Source organism: Teichococcus globiformis (genome assembly GCF_042646265.1).
GTDB classification, from domain to species: Bacteria; Pseudomonadota; Alphaproteobacteria; order Acetobacterales; family Acetobacteraceae; genus Pseudoroseomonas; species Pseudoroseomonas globiformis.
In genome coordinates, this window is record NZ_JBHRTN010000006.1 from 22,079 (window position 1) to 39,022 (window position 16,944).

General features: G+C 63.2%; 13 protein-coding genes. 11 read left to right on the top strand and 2 right to left on the bottom strand.

Annotated features, from left to right (window positions below; all coding sequences use genetic code 11):
* Positions 1-305 precede the first annotated feature (305 nt).
* Together ACFOD4_RS04790 and ACFOD4_RS04795 are read right to left on the bottom strand one after the other, a co-directional pair.
* Positions 306-995, bottom strand: coding sequence for a response regulator (locus ACFOD4_RS04790; RefSeq protein ID WP_379594795.1), 690 nt, complete (start codon positions 993-995; stop codon positions 306-308).
* Positions 992-3,628 (bottom strand): ATP-binding protein, encoded by a 2,637-nt coding sequence (locus ACFOD4_RS04795; RefSeq protein ID WP_379594796.1) that lies wholly within the window; start codon positions 3,626-3,628, stop codon positions 992-994. Before ACFOD4_RS04795 ends, ACFOD4_RS04790 begins: the two co-directional genes overlap by 4 nt.
* A 651-nt stretch (positions 3,629-4,279) precedes the next feature.
* Here ACFOD4_RS04795 and kdpF point away from each other — a divergent pair.
* The 11 genes from kdpF (at position 4,280) to ACFOD4_RS04850 (ending at position 16,749) form a co-directional block, all read left to right on the top strand.
* A complete protein-coding gene (gene kdpF / locus ACFOD4_RS04800) occupies positions 4,280-4,366 on the top strand; it encodes a K(+)-transporting ATPase subunit F (protein ID WP_379594876.1) in 87 nt (28 codons plus the stop codon).
* A 4-nt stretch (positions 4,367-4,370) separates the two neighbouring features.
* A complete protein-coding gene (kdpA, locus tag ACFOD4_RS04805) occupies positions 4,371-6,068 on the top strand; it encodes a potassium-transporting ATPase subunit KdpA (RefSeq protein ID WP_379594797.1) in 1,698 nt (565 codons plus the stop codon).
* An 11-nt stretch (positions 6,069-6,079) separates the two neighbouring features.
* The gene (kdpB, locus tag ACFOD4_RS04810) at positions 6,080-8,143 is read left to right on the top strand and encodes a potassium-transporting ATPase subunit KdpB (protein ID WP_379594798.1); all 2,064 of its coding nucleotides are present in this window, start codon (positions 6,080-6,082) and stop codon (positions 8,141-8,143) included.
* 3 nt (positions 8,144-8,146) lie between these two features.
* A complete protein-coding gene (kdpC, locus tag ACFOD4_RS04815; RefSeq protein WP_379594799.1) occupies positions 8,147-8,698 on the top strand; it encodes a potassium-transporting ATPase subunit KdpC in 552 nt (183 codons plus the stop codon).
* 277 nt (positions 8,699-8,975) lie between these two features.
* Positions 8,976-9,323: a hypothetical protein gene (locus ACFOD4_RS04820; RefSeq protein ID WP_379594800.1), complete on the top strand. Its 348-nt coding sequence runs from the start codon at positions 8,976-8,978 to the stop codon at positions 9,321-9,323.
* Positions 9,324-10,285: 962 nt separating this feature from the next.
* Complete coding sequence (locus ACFOD4_RS04825) at positions 10,286-11,392, top strand: LLM class flavin-dependent oxidoreductase (RefSeq protein WP_379594801.1); 1,107 nt, start codon at positions 10,286-10,288, stop codon at positions 11,390-11,392.
* 16 nt (positions 11,393-11,408) lie between these two features.
* Entirely contained in the window at positions 11,409-12,719 is a 1,311-nt protein-coding gene (locus ACFOD4_RS04830; protein WP_456316868.1) for an O-acetylhomoserine aminocarboxypropyltransferase/cysteine synthase family protein, read from the top strand.
* Positions 12,720-12,793: 74 nt separating this feature from the next.
* Entirely contained in the window at positions 12,794-13,816 is a 1,023-nt protein-coding gene (locus tag ACFOD4_RS04835; RefSeq protein ID WP_379594803.1) for an isopenicillin N synthase family dioxygenase, read from the top strand.
* 55 nt (positions 13,817-13,871) lie between these two features.
* Positions 13,872-14,960: an ABC transporter substrate-binding protein gene (locus ACFOD4_RS04840; RefSeq protein WP_379594804.1), complete on the top strand. Its 1,089-nt coding sequence runs from the start codon at positions 13,872-13,874 to the stop codon at positions 14,958-14,960.
* Between the two features lie 272 nt (positions 14,961-15,232).
* Positions 15,233-15,961 carry an ABC transporter permease gene (locus ACFOD4_RS04845; protein ID WP_456316869.1) on the top strand — a complete coding sequence of 243 codons (729 nt, stop codon included), beginning with the start codon at positions 15,233-15,235 and terminating at the stop codon, positions 15,959-15,961.
* 35 nt (positions 15,962-15,996) lie between these two features.
* On the top strand, positions 15,997-16,749 hold the full coding sequence (locus tag ACFOD4_RS04850; protein WP_379594877.1) for an ABC transporter ATP-binding protein: 753 nt from the start codon (positions 15,997-15,999) through the stop codon (positions 16,747-16,749).
* Positions 16,750-16,944 lie beyond the last annotated feature (195 nt).

A 16,944-nucleotide genomic window follows, 5' to 3' on the forward strand; every position in this document is an offset into this window, starting at 1 on the left:
AAGGCAGCAAGCGCCCTGCCAGGACATGGCTTCTCCGATGTTCGCCCGCTGATGAGGCTGCTCGTAAGCAGTCGCCGAGACCTATTGATCAAAGTTCCATGGTCCGACCTGCCTCGACGCCATTGAATCCAGCAAACCATGGATACCACTGAGTACGGCGCCGAAGCGGTATTCCGGGAGTGCCTACCATCGCCAGGTTGCCCAAGCTTTAAGTTTAGGATTCAGTCACCTTCCACCGCGTAACCGCCTCGGTCGGTGCCTCACAACTTCTACCGTATTGCGGTCCATTGAGGCAGAACGCGCACCTATTCGGAGAAACGGTAGCCTATCCCTGGCTCAGTTTTAAGCAATCCCGCCGCCCGTCCCAGCTTCTGTCGCAGATGGCCAACATAGACGCGAAGATACTGGGCCTCGTCCGAGTGGGCAGGACCCCAGACAGCTGTCAGCAGCTGTCGCTGTGTCATGACACGTCCGCTGGCTCTGGCCAGAGTCACCAGGAGTGACCACTCGCGCGGGGTCAAGCGAAGCGCCTCATCGCCGTCAATCCTTGCCAAGCGGTGCTCGATATTGATGGAAAGCGGCCCGACGCGGATCACGGCGTCTTCGACTGATGGCTCTCCAGCGATGGATCGACGTAGCGCGGCGCGGATACGTGCCAGAAGCTCCGCAAGTGCAAAGGGTTTCTCGACGTAATCGTCTGCACCGGCATCGAGTGCTGCAACCTTCTCATCCTCGTGTCCTCTGGCTGATACAACCAGGATCGGGATCGCGCTGAACGCGCGCAGGCGTGGAATGAGAACCTGCCCATCTATGTCCGGCAATCCCAGATCGAGGAGAATAAGGGAGGGCTGGCGCGTAGCGGCAAGCCGCAGACCCTCCTCTCCCGTTTCTGCCTTGATGGGGTCATATCCGGCTGCGCTCAGTGCCGCGCCCAGGAAGCGGTGGATCTGCGGTTCATCATCGACAAGAAGGAGTTTCGTGCGGCTAACGCTCATGCCGGCAGGTGTACGGTTATTCGCGTCCCGCGGCCATCCTCGATGGGGCTCTCGGCGGCGATCCGGCCACCCATCGCATGAATGAGGCCGCGGCAGATGGCTAGCCCTAAGCCACTTCCCGCTGGCGCGGCATCGCCGCGCTTTACACGGAAGAAGGGATCGAAGATTTGCACGAGATGATTCGGTGGGATTCCAACTCCGCGATCTTCCACAGCGACGAAGACGTCGGCGTCCATCCGGCCAGCCTCGATGAGGATCTGTGTTGCGGGCGCCGAGAACTTTGCGGCGTTGTCGAGAAGGTTGGCCAGGACTTGGTCCAACAGAGTGGCATCGAGGCGCAGCATGGGCAGGTGCTCCTGCACCTGACAATCGATGAGGCGACCTGTCCTGCGACTCACGCGATCAGCGGCCACACGGACCGCGTCACCAATGTCGATCGGCTGGCGCTTGGGCTCCACTTGGCCAGCCTCCAGGCGCACGATGTCGATGACGTTGCCGAGATAGCGGGTCAGCCGGATGGTTTCCTCTTCTGCTGTCGTCAGGAGGTCCTGCCGAACGGGATCGGACAGCCCACCGCCGGATATCCGAAGCGTCTCCAAGGCTCCACGGATCGAGGTCAGAGGGGTCCGCAGATCATGGCCGATGGACGCCAGCAAAGCGGACCGCAAGCTTTCGGCTTCCGCCCGTGCCGAGATACGGGCGTGTTCCTCCATCAGATGCGACCTTTCCAGCGCGATGGCGGCCTGATCGATCAGCGCGTTCATTGCGCGATCCCGCTCTGCATCGAGTTCCATGTTGGGAAGGCCCGCCATCTGCAGCGCCAGCAATCCCACAACACCGTTTGCGGTGCGCATCGGCCGAAACTGCCAATCTGCGGAAGGTAGGGCGTCAGTGGCAAATCCGGCTCGGGTGCCGCGCGCCAGAGCCCACCGCGCAGCCGCCATGGATGCCGTGTCCGGTTCCGCCTCAACCGGCTGAGCGGCGCGTGGTACCGGCTCGCCATCCAGAGGCAGGAGCACGCAGACAGGGCGCTCGGTGAGTCGTTCAGCCTCCTGTGCAATAACAATCAGCAGATCTCCCGTCGAGGCGGCCGCACTGAGCTTGCGAGACAGTTCCACCAGACGCCTCATACCGAAGAGCCTGGCCCGTGCCGTGCTGATGGAACGCCCCAGGGTACCCGTGGTCCCAGCTAGCAGCAGTGCGACGGTGAAGAAGATCGCCGCGCCCATGACTTCCTGAATGCCGGACATCGCAAAGGTGAAGCGTGGCATCAGAAACAGGAAGTCCCAGGCCAGAAAAGATAGCAGCGCGCCGGCCGCCGCCGCGATAGGGCCAAGCAGCGCGGCGAGCGCCACCACAGCGGACAGGTAGATCATCCCGATGCCACCTTCGGGAACGCTTCCGTCAAACCAAAGGCTCAAGCCAGTGGTGATGGCTACAAAGGACGGCACTGCGACCCAGCTCGCCCACCGCGGCAAGCCGTTGGCCTCCTGCCGGATGCGTGGCGTGACGCCCGAGGGTGCCGGCACTATGTGCAGGGTGAAGGCGCTGGCACGCCGGATCAATGCTGCGCTCAAGGTTCTGCCCAGCCAGCGTCGCCAGAAGCTCGGCTGTCCGCGGCCGATGACCAAGTGCGTCGCATTATGGATCCTGGCGAAGTTCAGCACTACGGTGGGAAGATCGCGGGCCGCCGTAATCTCCACCTCAGCCTTTAGCTGCTCCGCCAGACGCAGGGCTGGCGAGGGGCTGGTCGACTGCGCAACGCCCATCATTTCGACGTGCAGAGCCATCATCGGCGCATGCAGGGCATCCGCGATACGTCGCGCATGGCGTACCACTTCTTCTGCGGTAGCATCCCGGCCCACCAGCGCCAGCACACGGTCGGTGGAAGGCCAAGGCCCCGAGATGGCGTTGGCCTGCATGTAGCTCATCAGGTCCGCATCGACACGTTCGGCCAATCGGCGCAGTGCGATTTGCCGCAGCGCGGCGAGATTGCCTTCGCGGAAGAAGCCTTTCAAAGCGAGCGCCGCTTGGACCGGACGATACACCTTGCCTTTCCGAACCCGATCCAACAATTCGCTGGGCGATATGTCGATCAGCTCGACAATATCGGCCCCAGTCAGCACATGATCCGGCACGATCTCCTGTACGCGGATTCCGATGATGCGCGCGACGTCCTCAGACAGGCTTTCCAAATGTTGGACGTTGACCGCCGTCCAGACCTCGATGCCCGCGTCGCGCAATTCTTCAACGTCTTGCCAGCGCTTGGGGTGGCGGCAGCCCGGCGCATTGGTATGGGCGAGCTCGTCTAGCACCAGGACCTGAGGCCGGCGCTCCAGGGCAAGGTCCAGATCGAACTCCTTCAGCAGCTGTCCGCGATACGCGATTTTACGGAGAGGCAGCACTTCAACGTTGCGCAGTTGAGCCGCTGTGTCGTCGCGCCCATGGGTTTCCGCCAGACCCACCACAACGTCGACGCCGCCTTCGCGGACACGCCGCGCCTCGTTCAGCATTTGGTAGGTTTTGCCGACACCCGGGGCAGCGCCAAGAAACACCTTCAGGCGTCCACGTCCTTCTCGTTGCGCGATCGCCAGAAGAGCATCCGGATCGGGGCGCAGTGACGGCTTATCCATTGCGGAGAATTACTTCCAAGGTCCTGGCTGCACAATGGTTTCAAACACTACCGCTTGGCGGCAGAACAGGTACGCCAAACCATAGGGCGACCGATGGATGCACATTGGTCTCCGGCGCTCAGCACGAGCGAACCAAAAGGTTCCCGAGCGCCATGGCTTGCTCCCACGGCTGGGAGGATCCATGAAATGTGGGGCCAACCTGGTGCTGAAAGGGAAGCTGCCGCCGTGGCGGCAGAGTCCTGAGCATGAAACACGGTATCCAAAGGGTCCACCTCGGTACAGGGGAGGACGCCGCCCCAAGGGCAGGCATGGTTGCCTTCGCCAGTGTCAAGGACTTCCCGGCCGGAGTACCTCGGGTCGTAATCCGTGTTGGTATAAAGAAGATATGCGTGATGCCGGGTAGGATCATAAAAAGCATATCAAGAAGGTCCAAGACGCCGGTGATCTTTATAGAAAATTTTCAGATCTGAGCGGTAATCCACATAGAGCGTTTAGACGCCGCGATCGTAACAGGGAGCAGCCTTGATAATGGCTCCCTGTTCTCTATCGCGAGTTCATCTCGATGATCGACATCCTATTGCTGGCGCTGGGTCTCGGCTTCTTCGGCCTGATGGCCCTGTATGCGGCACTCTGCGAGAAGGTCTGAGCTCTATGCTGGACCTGATCCTGGGCGCCGCCGTCTCAGTCGGCCTGCTGGGCTACTTGCTTTGGGCTTTGCTGCGCCCCGAGGACGTGTGAGCCGATGACGATGATTGGATGGGCGCAGATTGCGCTCGTGCTCGCAGCCATTGTTGCGGCCGCCATTCCGCTCGGCCGCTACATCGCCGCTGTGGCCGAAGGAAGCATGCGCTGGCTGCGGCCTGTTGAAGCGCTGTTCTATCGTGTCAGCGGAATTGACCCCGCAGCCGAGCAAGGCTGGCGAGCCTACTCCATGGCCATGTTGGCGGTGAATGCGGCCGGTTTCCTTTGGCTTTACTCCGTTCTGCGCCTACAGGGCCTGCTACCCCTTAATCCCCGGGGCTTCGACAGCCTGCCACCCTGGCTAGCCTTCAACACTGCCGTTTCCTTTGTCGCCAACACAAACTGGCAAGCCTATTCCGGCGAAGCGGCCATGTCATACTTCTCCCAGATGGTGGGCCTTGCGGTGCAGAATTTCTTGTCCGCCTCCACTGGCATCGCCCTGGCAATAGCAGTGTCCCGAGCCTTTGCGCACGGTCGCGTTGGCGGCCTCGGCAATTTCTGGGTCGACTTCACCCGTGTGACGCTCTACCTCCTGCTGCCGCTGTCCGTCGTGGCAGGCCTGGTGTACGTTGCACTTGGCGTTCCGCAGACCCTCGGCGACTACGTCATTGCTGCAACTTTGGAAGGCGATCGGCAGGTGATCCCATTAGGGCCTGCAGCCTTCCAAATCGCCATCAAGCATCTGGGCACCAATGGCGGCGGCTTCTTCGGCGCTAACTCGCTGCATCCTTTCGAGGGACCGAACGCACTAGCCACGGCCATCCAGATCTGGTCGCAAGCACTGATCCCCTTCGCGCTTTGCATCAGCTTCGGCCATTTGGTGCGCGATACACGCCAGGGCCGCACCTTGATGGCCGTGATGCTGGGTTTTGTGGTGGTGGCCACCGGCGCCATCTACGCCGCTGAGGCCGCCGGTACACCGATGCTGGCGTCCCTGGACATCGAGCCTGCGCAGGGCAACATGGAAGGTAAGGACGTCCGCTTCGGGCTCGCCTTGGCGGCACTGTTCACCGCCACCACCACGGGGGCATCATGTGGCGCGGTGAATGCCATGCTGTCTTCCTTTACGCCACTGGGCGGCATGGTACCGCTATTCCTGATCCAGCTGGGGGAGGTGCTGCCCGGCGGTGTCGGCTCTGGCCTCTACGGCATTCTGAACTTCGTGCTGCTGACAGTGTTCATTGCCGGTCTGATGGTGGGCCGCACGCCGGAGTACCTGGGCAAAAAGGTCCAGGCACGCGAGATCAAGCTGGTCATGCTGGCAGTGTTGGTGCTGCCGGCCACCATCCTCGGCTTCACAGCCGTGTCCATGGTGCTCCCGGCGGCCACTGCCTCTCTGGCTCATGCGGGACCGCACGGGCTAACTGAGATGCTCTACGCCTATACCTCTGCCGCCGGCAATAACGGCTCGGCTTTCGGCGGGCTGACGGCGGATACGCCCTGGTTGAACACCACCCTCGGCGTCGCCATGCTGCTCGGCCGCTTCGCCTATGCGCTGCCGGTCATGGCCATCGCCGGCAGCCTAGCGGGCAAGGTGAAGATGCCTGAGGGCAGCGGCACACTGCCGACGCATGGACCACTCTTCGCCGGGCTGCTGGCCGGCATCATCCTGATCCTGGGTGGGTTGCAGTTCCTGCCCTCGCTCGCCCTCGGCCCTCTGGCGGAGCACTTCGTCATGCTCGCCGGCAAGACCTTCTGAGGTTCCACACGATGGACATGCCAACAGCCACGTCCACCACGTTCCGGCGTAGTCGGGACCGCGTGGGGCTTGATCGTTCCCTGCTGGGACGCGCCGCGCTGGACGCAGTCTTCAAGTTGAACCCGGCAAGATTGATCCGCAATCCGGTTATCTTTGCCACCGAAATAGTCTCGATCCTGGTGACCATTCTGGCGGCTATGGCAGCCGCGCGCGCCGAGCCATGGAGTTTTCAGGCGTCCGTCGCCGCGTGGCTGTGGTTTACCGTGCTGTTCGCGACCTTTGCAGAGGCCTTGGCCGAGGGGCGTGGCCGGGCGCGAGCCGAAAGCCTGCGTCGCGCCCGCACCGAAGCGCGGGCCAAACGTTTGATTCGCGCCGACGATCGTAGCCTGTGGGAATTGCGCGCAGCATCCGAGCTCCGGGTTGGTGATTTAGTGCTCGCTGAAGCTGGTGACCTCGTTCCATCGGATGGCGAGGTGGTTGAGGGCATCGCTTCGGTTAACGAGGCGGCGGTGACCGGCGAAAGCGCACCTGTTATCCGCGAGAGTGGCGGCGACCGCTCTGCCGTGACCGGCGGCACAACCGTTGTCTCCGATTGGATCGTGGTCCGCATCACTGCCGCGTCGGGTTCCACCTTTCTCGACCGCATGATCAGCCTGGTGGAAGGTGCCGCTCGGCAGAAGACCCCGAACGAAATCGCCCTCGACATCCTGCTGGCCGGCATGACGATCATTTTCCTGATCACCGTGACGACGCTGGTGGGTCTTGCGTCCTGGAACGGGCAGGCCCCGTCTGTGCCGATGCTGGCGGCATTACTGGTCACGCTGATACCGACCACCATCGGCGGGCTGCTATCTGCCATCGGCATCGCCGGCATGGACCGGCTGGTACGCTTCAACGTCATGGCCACCTCCGGCCGCGCGGTGGAGGCGGCGGGCGACGTGGACGTGCTGCTTCTGGACAAGACCGGAACCATCACCCTGGGCAACCGCCAAGCGGCTAGCTTCTCCCCAGCGCCGGGCATCGAGCTCGGAATGCTGGCTCAGGCCGCGCTGCTGGCGTCCCTGGCGGACGAGACGCCGGAGGGCCGCTCGATCGTGGCTTTCGCGCGGGAGCAGCACCACCTGCCGCTATCGGCGCTGCCTGCCGAGAGCAAGGTCGTGCCCTTTACCGCGCAGACCCGCGTTTCCGGCCTCGACACGGCAGAGGGGACGTATCGCAAGGGTGCAGTGGACTCGATGCTACGTGCACTGAAGACCGAGGCGCCGCCTGTCATCCGACAGGAAGCGGAGCGTATCGGCCGCAAGGGCGGTACCCCGCTGGCGGTCGCGCAGAATGGGCGGCTGCTGGGACTTATCGAGCTGAAGGATATCGTCAAGCCGGGCGTCCGGGAGCGCTTCGCCGCACTCCGTCGCATGGGCATCCGCACGGTGATGGTGACCGGCGACAACAAAGTGACCGCCGCCGCGATCGCGACCGAAGCGGGCGTGGACGACTTCATTGCCGAGGCGACGCCGGAGGACAAGCTCGGCTACATCCGCGCGGCGCAGGCGGAGGGCCGCCTTGTCGCTATGGCGGGTGATGGCACAAACGACGCGCCGGCACTGGCGCAGGCGGATGTCGGGGTCGCCATGCAGACCGGCACGCAGGCCGCACGCGAGGCCGGCAACATGGTCGATCTCGACAGCGATCCCACCAAGCTGATCGAAGTGGTGGAGATCGGAAAGCAAATGCTGATCACCCGCGGCGCGCTGACCACCTTCTCCATCGCCAACGACGTGGCCAAGTACTTCGCGATCCTGCCCGCCATCTTTGTGGCGTCCTATCCGGAGCTCGAGGCGCTGAACGTGATGCGCCTTCACAATCCTGAAAGCGCTATCCTGTCGGCGGTGATCTTCAACGCACTGATCATTGTGGCGCTCGTGCCGCTGGCGCTTCGCGGAGTGCGCTGCCGCCTCACCGATGCCGCCGCGCTGCTGCGGCGGAACCTGCTGCTCTACGGCCTGGGTGGTCTCGTTGCACCTTTCATGGGCATCAAGATCATCGACCTTATCCTCGTCCTGCTTGGAGCTGCCTGAACCATGATCGCTATCCTTCGTGCCGCCGCCACCATGGTGGTGCTGTTCACCGTACTGCTGGGTTTGGTTGCTCCACTTGCCATGACAGCCATTGCCGGTGCCGTGTTTCCCCGACAGGCCGGCGGCAGCCTGATCGAACAGGATGGACAGGTGATTGGCTCGGAACTGATCGGTCAAGGTTTCGCCGGAGCTCGCTACTTCCAGCCGCGCCCCTCAATGGCCGGCGCAGGCTACGACGGCGCCGCAGGCGCGGCGTCGCAGCAAGGGCCCACAAGCGCCCAACTTGCCAGCACCTTGCGTGAACGTGTCGCCGCCGCTGGATCGCAGCCGGTGCCGGCTGACGCGGTCACCGCCTCAGGATCGGGCCTCGATCCGCATATCAGCCCGGAGAATGCGGCGCGGCAGGCTTCGCGCATCGCCAAAGCGCGAGGCGTGCCAGTGGAACGTGTCCTGGCGCTGCTACAGAAACACACCCAAGGTCGCGAGCTTGGTCTGTTGGGCGAACCGCGGGTCAACGTGCTGCAGCTTAATCTGGCACTCGCAGCGCTGCGATGAATTAAAGGGCGCGCGCCGTGAAAGTGGTCGGGGCTTGCGGGAGACGTCCGGACTGCAACCCTCATCGCTCTACATCTTCGCCTTTGGCACCCTCCTCGGTCAGCGCCGTCCAATGATGTTCTCAACGCGTCATTGATCATCTCGCAGAGCGGTCAGGGGTATCTCGATGGATTCCCCAATGGCTAATGGGCCTTGAGGCTTCAGTGGCTGGGCCTAAGCGGGCGCAATCGTCAGAATTGCCGTGCCCCATTTCCCAGAAACGATGCGGAGATGGGATATGGCACGGGCACTGAACTTGCCCTGCTGGGAGTTGACGGCTGCGAGCCCGACAATCGCTAAATGGCGCCCGGTGGTCAGCGAAATGCAGCTTGCCCTGCCCTTCAATTGTAGCAGCGATCTTGCGCTGTTTCCTGCGCCCACAGCTTTCTGGCATGCACTGCTCGCCATGTCTTGCAGCCTGGGGCGCCAGGAGCCGGTCGTTGTTCTGGCAGGCATGACGGCTTATCGCTCCGACCTGGGCGTTGTCGCAATAGGCGTGCTGGATACCGCCCACCTCGCGAATGGAACCCATTGCATCCAGGTCGCAAGTCTCATGCATGCTTTCCTCCGGGTACTCCATCATTGAACCGCCTCGCGGTAGTTCGTGTGCGTGATCAGAGCCTGAACACATACTGGAAAAGGTCATAGAGTAGCTTGGCCTGCCCACCCCTTTCTGGGAGGAGGTACCTTAGGGAAGCGATCCCGGTAACCAGCGGAGCTTGCATCGAACAGCAGGGCCAGCTGTGTCGGCTTGGTAAGATACTCAGGTCAGGAACCATGCAGGTGTCCGACAACGGTGTAGTGCTTCGGACCTAGCAAGGTGACCGGCCCTAATCAGGGCTCCTTGGTGGCCGAAGGCACTGGCGCCGACCTTGGGTAGCCAGCTTCCATCAGAAGCCAATGCTGCTGTTCCTCGTGAGCCCGCCATGGTCTGAGGCGGATCTGGTGGGTCGCTCGCGGCCCACCTCCTGGCAACGACGCAGCATGGAGACCGCTCTCCTCCAGAACTGCTCCGCCAGCCAGAGCAGGGCATCGCTTCCAACAACAAGCCAAGCCGGCGCGCCAAGTCTCGCGAAAGGCAACGCGACGGATCCGGTCCGGTATCCGCTGCACCGGCACGGCTTCGATAGCAGAGCAGGATAGATGAATCCGGTATGGCGAGCCGGCGATTATGCGCGGGCCTCGGCTGATAAGCGCCGGTGACGCCCTTTGTTTGTATCCGAACATGTTGGGGATCGGCGCGCCCTGGCCGGACGTAGGGCTTGGCGATGCAATGCAGGCGATGGGGGACCGAGCCCTGACCGCACCGTTTATGGACGATGCATCGCGTCGTAAAAGACGATCGAGAAGGCGAAAAAATCCATATTGACTCATTCTGAATAGTGTAATCAGAATGATGCAGCTTGGAGGAACGTGAAATGACTGGGCGGGTAGGAAGATCAATGGCGAGCTCTTCAGGTCGGTGCCGCAGGCCCATAGGCCGCCGATGTTGCATGCCCCATCAGCCTCCTCTCCCGCCCACCGTCTTCATCCGGAGAAACTGCAGCCATGGCTCTGCACATCACAGGCATGATTTGGGCCCGCCCTACCTCTGATCTCGAGGTACCCTCCGGCGAGGCATTCCAGCCTGACTTCATCGCAGCCATCACCCGCGCGCACGAAGAGGCCGGGTTTGATCGCGTTCTTGCCGGCTACTGGACCAATGCCGCAGACGGATTCCTCGTCCTGGCTCATGCTGCATCGGTTGCACATCGCATCCACTTCCTGCTGGCTCATCGCCCCGGCTTCGTGGCGCCCACTGTTGCCGCACGCAAACTGGCCACGCTCGACCATCTGACGGGCGGCCGCCTGGCGCTGCACGTTATTTCGGGCGGAGAGGACCTCGATCAGCGAAAGGATGGCGACGCCGCCGGTCACACCGAACGTTATCGTCGAACGGATGAGTTCCTGCACATCGTTCGCCGCATCTGGAACGCCGAAGCTCCCCTCGATCACACGGGCGAATTCTATCATTTCCAGCAGGCCTGGTCCGACATCCGGCCACTACAGAAGCCGTCTCTGCCTATCTTCTTTGGCGGTGCATCCGATGCCGCACTGCAGGTTGCGGGCCGACATGCCGATGTTTATGCGCTGTTCGGCGAACCGTTGCGGGACACCGCGACCATGCTCGACCGCGTGCGCGCCAGCCTTCCGGAGGGTCGGGAAGTCGCCTTCTCCTGGTCCAACCGGCCGATCCTCGGCGCAACTGAGGCAGAGGCTTGGGACCATGCGCGCCACATTCGCGAGCGCGCGCGCGCCAAGTTGGAAGCGGCAGGGCATGAGGGCCTCATTCCTGCAGGACAGGCGGTGAACTCGCAGCGTTTGGTGGGACTCGCGCAGCGAGGTGAGGTACTGGACGAGCGGCTATGGACCGGCATGGCTGAGTTGCTGGGCGGCCGCGGCAACAGCACGGCGCTGGTTGGCACTGCAGAGCAGGTGGCCCGCGCCATGCTGCGCTATCGAGAGATCGGTGTAAGTCACTTCATTCTTCGCGGCTGGGACCCGCTACCGGACGTGGCGGCGTACGGGCGTGAACTGATCCCCCTGCTGCGCGAGATGGCGGAGGCGCAGGATCGTGGCCGTGTCAGCCTCGGCGCCCGCACCATTGCAGCCTGACAAACGAAAAGGAGAGTTGCCGGTGAGCCTGCATCCCGAAACGCTGGCGCTGCATGCTGGCTGGCGAGCCGATCCGACGCATGGCGCCGTTGCCGTGCCAATCTACCAGACCACCTCCTATCAGTTCGCTGACAGCGAGCACGCCCGCAGCCTTTTCGCGCTCGAACAGTCTGGATTTATCTACTCGCGCACCGGCAACCCGACCGTGGATGTGCTGGAGCGGCGTCTTGCCGCCCTGGAGGGCGGCGCCGGCGCGCTGGCACTCGCATCGGGCCAGGCTGCCTCGGCCTTCTCGATCCTGGCCCTGGCGCGAGCCGGCGACAACATCATCTCTTCGACCGATCTTTACGGCGGCACCTGGAACCTTTTCGCCAATACGCTGCGGCGTCAGGGCATCGAGGTGCGCTTTGTTGACCCCGCCAATCCGGAGGACTTCCGGCGCGCCACTGATGACCGCACCCGCGCCTATTATGGGGAAACGCTGCCGAACCCGAAGCTGGTCGCCTTCCCGATTGCCGAAGTGGCGGAGATCGGCCGCCCACTGGGCATCCCACTGATCCTGGACAACACCGCGGCACCGCTGCTGGCCAAACCGTTCGCACATGGCGCCGCCATCATTGTGTATTCGACCACCAAGTTCATCGGTGGTCATGGAACCAGCATCGGAGGCGCGGTGATCGATAGCGGTGACTTCGACTGGCGGACGGTTCCCGCGCGACAGCCGGCATTGAACACGCCGGATCCGAGTTACCACGGGACGGTTTGGTCCGAGGCTGCGCCGAAGCTCGGTCTTGCACCCTACATTTCCGCCCTGCGGGCCACGGTGCAACGCGACCTCGGCGCGCCGCTGGCACCGTTCAACGCATTCCAGATCCTGCAAGGGCTGGAGACGCTGCCGCTGCGCATCCGCCGGCACAGCCAGACAGCAGCGGCCATTGCCGGCTGGCTGGCTTCACGCGCGGAGGTGGCGCAGGTGATTTACCCATCCCGTCAAGCGGGAGAGGCACGCGCGCGGGCGGAGCGGTACCTGGAAGGCGGCTTCGGGGGGCTGGTCGGCATAGAGCTGACTGGGGGCAGGGAAGCTGGGCAGCGATTCATCGACGCGCTGCAGCTCTTCTACCACGTTGCCAATATAGGCGATGCGCGCAGTCTCGCGATCCATCCAGCCAGCACCACCCACAGCCAGCTCGCGCCCGAGGCGCAGGAACAGGCCGGTGTAACGCCTGGCTACGTGCGCCTGTCCATAGGGCTGGAGCATCCGGACGACATCCGCGCGGATCTGGAGCGAGGGCTGGCGGCCGCGGGTCGGCTCGCCCACGCCGCGTGATCGGAATGGCGTATGTCTTTCCAACAGACGCGGCATTCCTCGCCGCACGCCCACTGCCTGACCGGAGCGCCTTCATGAATGACTGTATCCAAACCGAGGCTCGACTTCCTCTGCTCGACATCAGCCGCTTGGCCGGCGACGCCGCCGAACGCGCGGCCTTTCTCGAGGAGTTGCGTGGAGCGGCACGTCGTATCGGCTTCTTCTACCTCTCGGGCCACGGCATTCCAGCAGAGCTGGAGAGCCGGGTCCGAGCGGTTTCCCGCAGCTTCTTCGCTCTGCCAGAAGCCGAGAAGCTGAAAGTGCAGATGATCCACTCGCCCCATTTTCGCGGCTATAATCGGGCAGGGCTGGAGTTGACGAAGGGTAAGCCCGATTGGCGCGAGCAGTTCGATCTGCATGCCGAGCGTGAGGCGCTTCCCGCCGGTCCGGGCCGTCCGCCCTGGGCACGGCTACAAGGCCCGAACCTGTGGCCCGATGATGCGCTGCCGGAACTGCGCCCGTTGCTGCTGGAGTGGCAGTCCCGGCTTACCGAGGTTGCGGTACGCTTGGTTCGCGCCTTTGCGGAGGCGCTCGTAGGCGATGCTGGGGCATTGGAGCCGATCTGTGCCGGATCCCCGAACCAGACCATGAAGATCATCCGGTACCCCGGCCGGCAAGCAGTCGAGCCCGAGCAGGGGGTCGGCGCGCACAAGGATAGTGGCCTGCTGACCTTTGTGTTGCAGGACGATGTAGGCGGCCTGCAGGTTGAGACCGCACAGGGGTGGGTGGATGCCACCCCCTTGCCAGGAACCTTTGTAGTCAACATCGGTGAATTGCTGGAGTTGGCATCGAACGGTTACCTGAAGGCAACGGTTCACCGCGTAGTAAGCCCGGCGAGCGGGCAGGACCGCTTTTCCATCGCCTTCTTCCTCGGCGCACGACTGGATGCCGAAGTGCCGCTGCTGGACCTGCCGCCGCATCTGGCAGCGGAGGCGCAGGGCCCGGCGAGCGATCCGGAGAATCCGCTCTTCCGCAATGTTGGCGCCAACTACCTGAAGGGGCGGCTGCGGTCGCACCCGGATGTGGCGCGCAAATACCATGCCGACCTCCTCGGATGAGGCTGCCGTCGCATGGTGCCGATCGATCCAAGACCAATGTGAGGGAAACTCGACGATGAAGACGCCATTCCAATTGGAAGACGTAGCGTCCAGGCGTAGGCTTCTCGGTGCCCTGGGCACAGCTGGCCTCGTGCTCCCGCTGTCCGGCTTCACTTCGATGAGCGCCGAGCGGCGTGCATTCGAGACCATGCTGGCCAATGATCCCCGCTGCTTGACGCCCGCCGCGGCGGCTGGGGCTGCATCTCGCAAGCTGCGCCTGGCATGGAATGCGACGGCCATCTGCACCTCGCCAGTCGAGGTCGCGCGCCGCACCGGCATTCTGGCTCGCCACGGGCTAGAGGTGGAGCTTGTGAACTTTGGTGGCTCCACGGAGGCGCTGCTGGAAGCAATTGCCACGCGCAAGGCGGATGCCGGTGTCGGCATGGCGCTACGCTGGCTCAAACCGATGGAAATGGGCTTCAACGTCAAGATCACCGGTGGCACCCATGGCGGCTGCATGCGCCTTGTGGGCAATCCAGCGGCAGGGATCACGACTGACCTTAACTCCATTCGTGGCAAGACGATTGCCGTTACCGACATGGCGGCGGCAGACAAGAACTTCTTTGCCATGCTGCTGAAGCGCAACGGCATAGACCCGGACAGGGACGTCACTTGGCGCGTCTTTCCGGCGCATGTCATGGGACTGGCACTGCAGCGGGGTGAGGCGGATGCGTACTCCCTGGGCGATCCTATTGCCTGGACGCTGCGGCGTGATGCCAACCTTGTGGAGATCGCAACCAATCTCAGCGGCGAATGGGCGAACCGGGCCTGCTGCATCATTGGTGTTTCCGGCGGGCTCGTACAGGAAGAGCCGCAAACGGCCCGTGCTCTGACACAGGCCTTGATCGAGGCGCAGCATATCGCCGCACACAAGCCGGAGGTCGCTGTGGACGCGTTCCTCGATTACGCGCCGGCCAGTGTGAAGCGCGAGGACTTGATCGCTATTATGCGAAGCCATACCCATGGGCACAGCCCTGCCGGTACCGACATCCGCCGGGAGATCGAGCTCTATGCGGAGGAGCTGAAGTCTGTCGGCGTCATGCGCGCCAGCACTGATCCAAAGCGTTTCGCTGAGCGCGTCACTGTTGATGTGATGAGCGTGTGATGAGCGGGGCTATTGTTGCCGAGCAGGGCCAAGAGCAAAGGCAAGATGCCGCATCCACCCGCCTTTGGCCTGGTGGCTTCGTCGCCGGCGCCGCATGGGTCCTCGCCGCTGCCGTGACAGGCCTTCCCGCAGACGGGATCGAGGTCGGCAGGACTCAGGAGCTCGCGCTGATCGCGTTGTTGTCAGGGGGTATCTTGCTGCTGGCGGGACTTCTCGCGCCCCGGCTGGGTGCTGCGGGCCGCAGGCTCCGCAAGGGAGGGCCATGGCTGGCCGTGCTCGGCCTCGGCCTCATAGCGTGGGAGCTAGTGACGGCCAAGCTGGCCTTGTTGCCGTTGCCCTTCTTTGCTTCTCCGCAAGGCCTTCTGGAAGTGTATCTGGAGGATTGGCCGCGCCTCGGCGAGAGCGTTCTGCATTCCCTCTGGCTCTTGCTCAGCGGCTACGCCCTGGGAGCGCTGGCGGGCTTCGTCGCAGGCATCGCGCTTGGCTGGTCGCGCGCCATCGGCTACTGGGTTCATCCCGTTCTTAGGCTCATCGGTCCGCTACCGGCGACGGCTTGGCTGCCGATCGCCTTCTTCGCCTTCCCAAGCAGCGGCAGTGCGAGCACCTTCCTTGTCGCGCTGGCCACTTGGTTTCCCGTTACGGTGCTGACATGGTCCGGCGTCGCCGGCGTGAACAGGGCCTATTACGACATCGCCCGCACCTTGGGTGCTTCACAAAGCTTCCTCGTGCTTAAGGTTGCTGTGCCGGCAGCCTTGCCGCAAGTCTTTGTCGGGCTGTTTATGGGTTTGGGTGCATCCTTCTCCGTACTCGTTGTGGCCGAGATGCTGGGCGTCAAAGCGGGCCTCGGATGGTATCTTCAATGGGCGCAGGGTTGGGCCGCTTACGGCAACATGTATGCGGCACTCGTGGTGATGGCGTTGATGTGCTCAGGCCTAACCACGCTACTTTTTAAGGGTCGCGACCGGCTGCTCGCTTGGCAAAAGGGAACCGTCCGTTGGTGACCACAGCGATGAAGAACAGTGCTGGCGATGCTGGCATGGCGGTCTCGATCCGCAACGCCTGCCAGTCCTTCGAATTCAAGGGCGCTCCGCTGCCTGTCCTTGACAATGTGTCCCTTGATGTGGAGCCCGGCGAGTTCGTTGCCCTGCTTGGTCCCTCCGGCTGTGGCAAATCCACTCTGTTGCGGCTGCTGGCAGGACTTGATGCGCCGGTGTCGGGCGAGGTGCTCGGGGATGCCGAGTCGATCGTTTCACCCAACCCTTCCCGTGTGCTGGTCTTCCAGGATCCAACCCTTTATCCCTGGCGCACTGTGCGCGCCAATGTTGCTTTGGGACTGGAAGCGCGCGGATTGCTGAAGCGGCAGGGCCACCGCGTTCAGGAGGCCATCGAGCTTGTCGGCCTGGGCGGCTTTGAGAGCGCCTATCCTCATCAGCTTTCAGGTGGGATGGCGCAGCGCGTGGCGCTGGCCCGCGCGCTGGTCAACGAGCCACGTCTGTTGTTGCTGGACGAGCCTCTGGGCAAGCTGGACAGCCTGACCCGCCTTTCGATGCAGGCGGAACTGGTGCGGCTTTGGCAGCGATCGGGCTTGACTGCCCTGCTGGTGACCCACGATGTCGAGGAAGCCCTGCTTTTGGCGCAGCGCGTTGTGATCTTCAGCCCCAGGCCCGCCCGCATCACTGCCGAGCTAACGGTTGATCGGCCTTATCCGCGGCATCGTGACGATCCATACCTCGTATCACTCCGGCGCGATGCCCTGATCCTGCTTGGTTTGGAAACTGCGGGTTCCTGATCCGGCTGGGGAAGAGGGCATGGACGGGGGCGTGACGGAGTCTGTAGGCCGGCGTCCGGCCCATCGCAGCAGGCAATAACAAGGTTTGCCGATTGCCTGCCGTAGCGGATGGCCGCTTGATCTGCCTGGCGGATTGGTGAGCCCTGTCTTTCTATCGCCGTACATCAACCGGAAGCCCTCTGCCGGCGTTGCATG

What these genes read in the sequence shown, in the direction of transcription:
- ACFOD4_RS04790 (WP_379594795.1), bottom strand. Translation starts at nt 995, where the DNA reads ATGAGCGTTAGCCGCACGAAACTCCTTCTTGTCGATGATGAACCGCAG.
- ACFOD4_RS04850 (WP_379594877.1), top strand. Translation starts at nt 15,997, where the DNA reads ATGGCGGTCTCGATCCGCAACGCCTGCCAGTCCTTCGAATTCAAGGGC.
- ACFOD4_RS04825 (WP_379594801.1), top strand. Translation starts at nt 10,286, where the DNA reads ATGGCTCTGCACATCACAGGCATGATTTGGGCCCGCCCTACCTCTGAT.
- ACFOD4_RS04835 (WP_379594803.1), top strand. Translation starts at nt 12,794, where the DNA reads ATGAATGACTGTATCCAAACCGAGGCTCGACTTCCTCTGCTCGACATC.
- kdpF (WP_379594876.1), top strand. Translation starts at nt 4,280, where the DNA reads ATGCTGGACCTGATCCTGGGCGCCGCCGTCTCAGTCGGCCTGCTGGGC.
- ACFOD4_RS04795 (WP_379594796.1), bottom strand. Translation starts at nt 3,628, where the DNA reads ATGGATAAGCCGTCACTGCGCCCCGATCCGGATGCTCTTCTGGCGATC.
- kdpC (WP_379594799.1), top strand. Translation starts at nt 8,147, where the DNA reads ATGATCGCTATCCTTCGTGCCGCCGCCACCATGGTGGTGCTGTTCACC.
- kdpA (WP_379594797.1), top strand. Translation starts at nt 4,371, where the DNA reads ATGACGATGATTGGATGGGCGCAGATTGCGCTCGTGCTCGCAGCCATT.
- ACFOD4_RS04820 (WP_379594800.1), top strand. Translation starts at nt 8,976, where the DNA reads ATGGCACGGGCACTGAACTTGCCCTGCTGGGAGTTGACGGCTGCGAGC.
- ACFOD4_RS04840 (WP_379594804.1), top strand. Translation starts at nt 13,872, where the DNA reads ATGAAGACGCCATTCCAATTGGAAGACGTAGCGTCCAGGCGTAGGCTT.
- kdpB (WP_379594798.1), top strand. Translation starts at nt 6,080, where the DNA reads ATGGACATGCCAACAGCCACGTCCACCACGTTCCGGCGTAGTCGGGAC.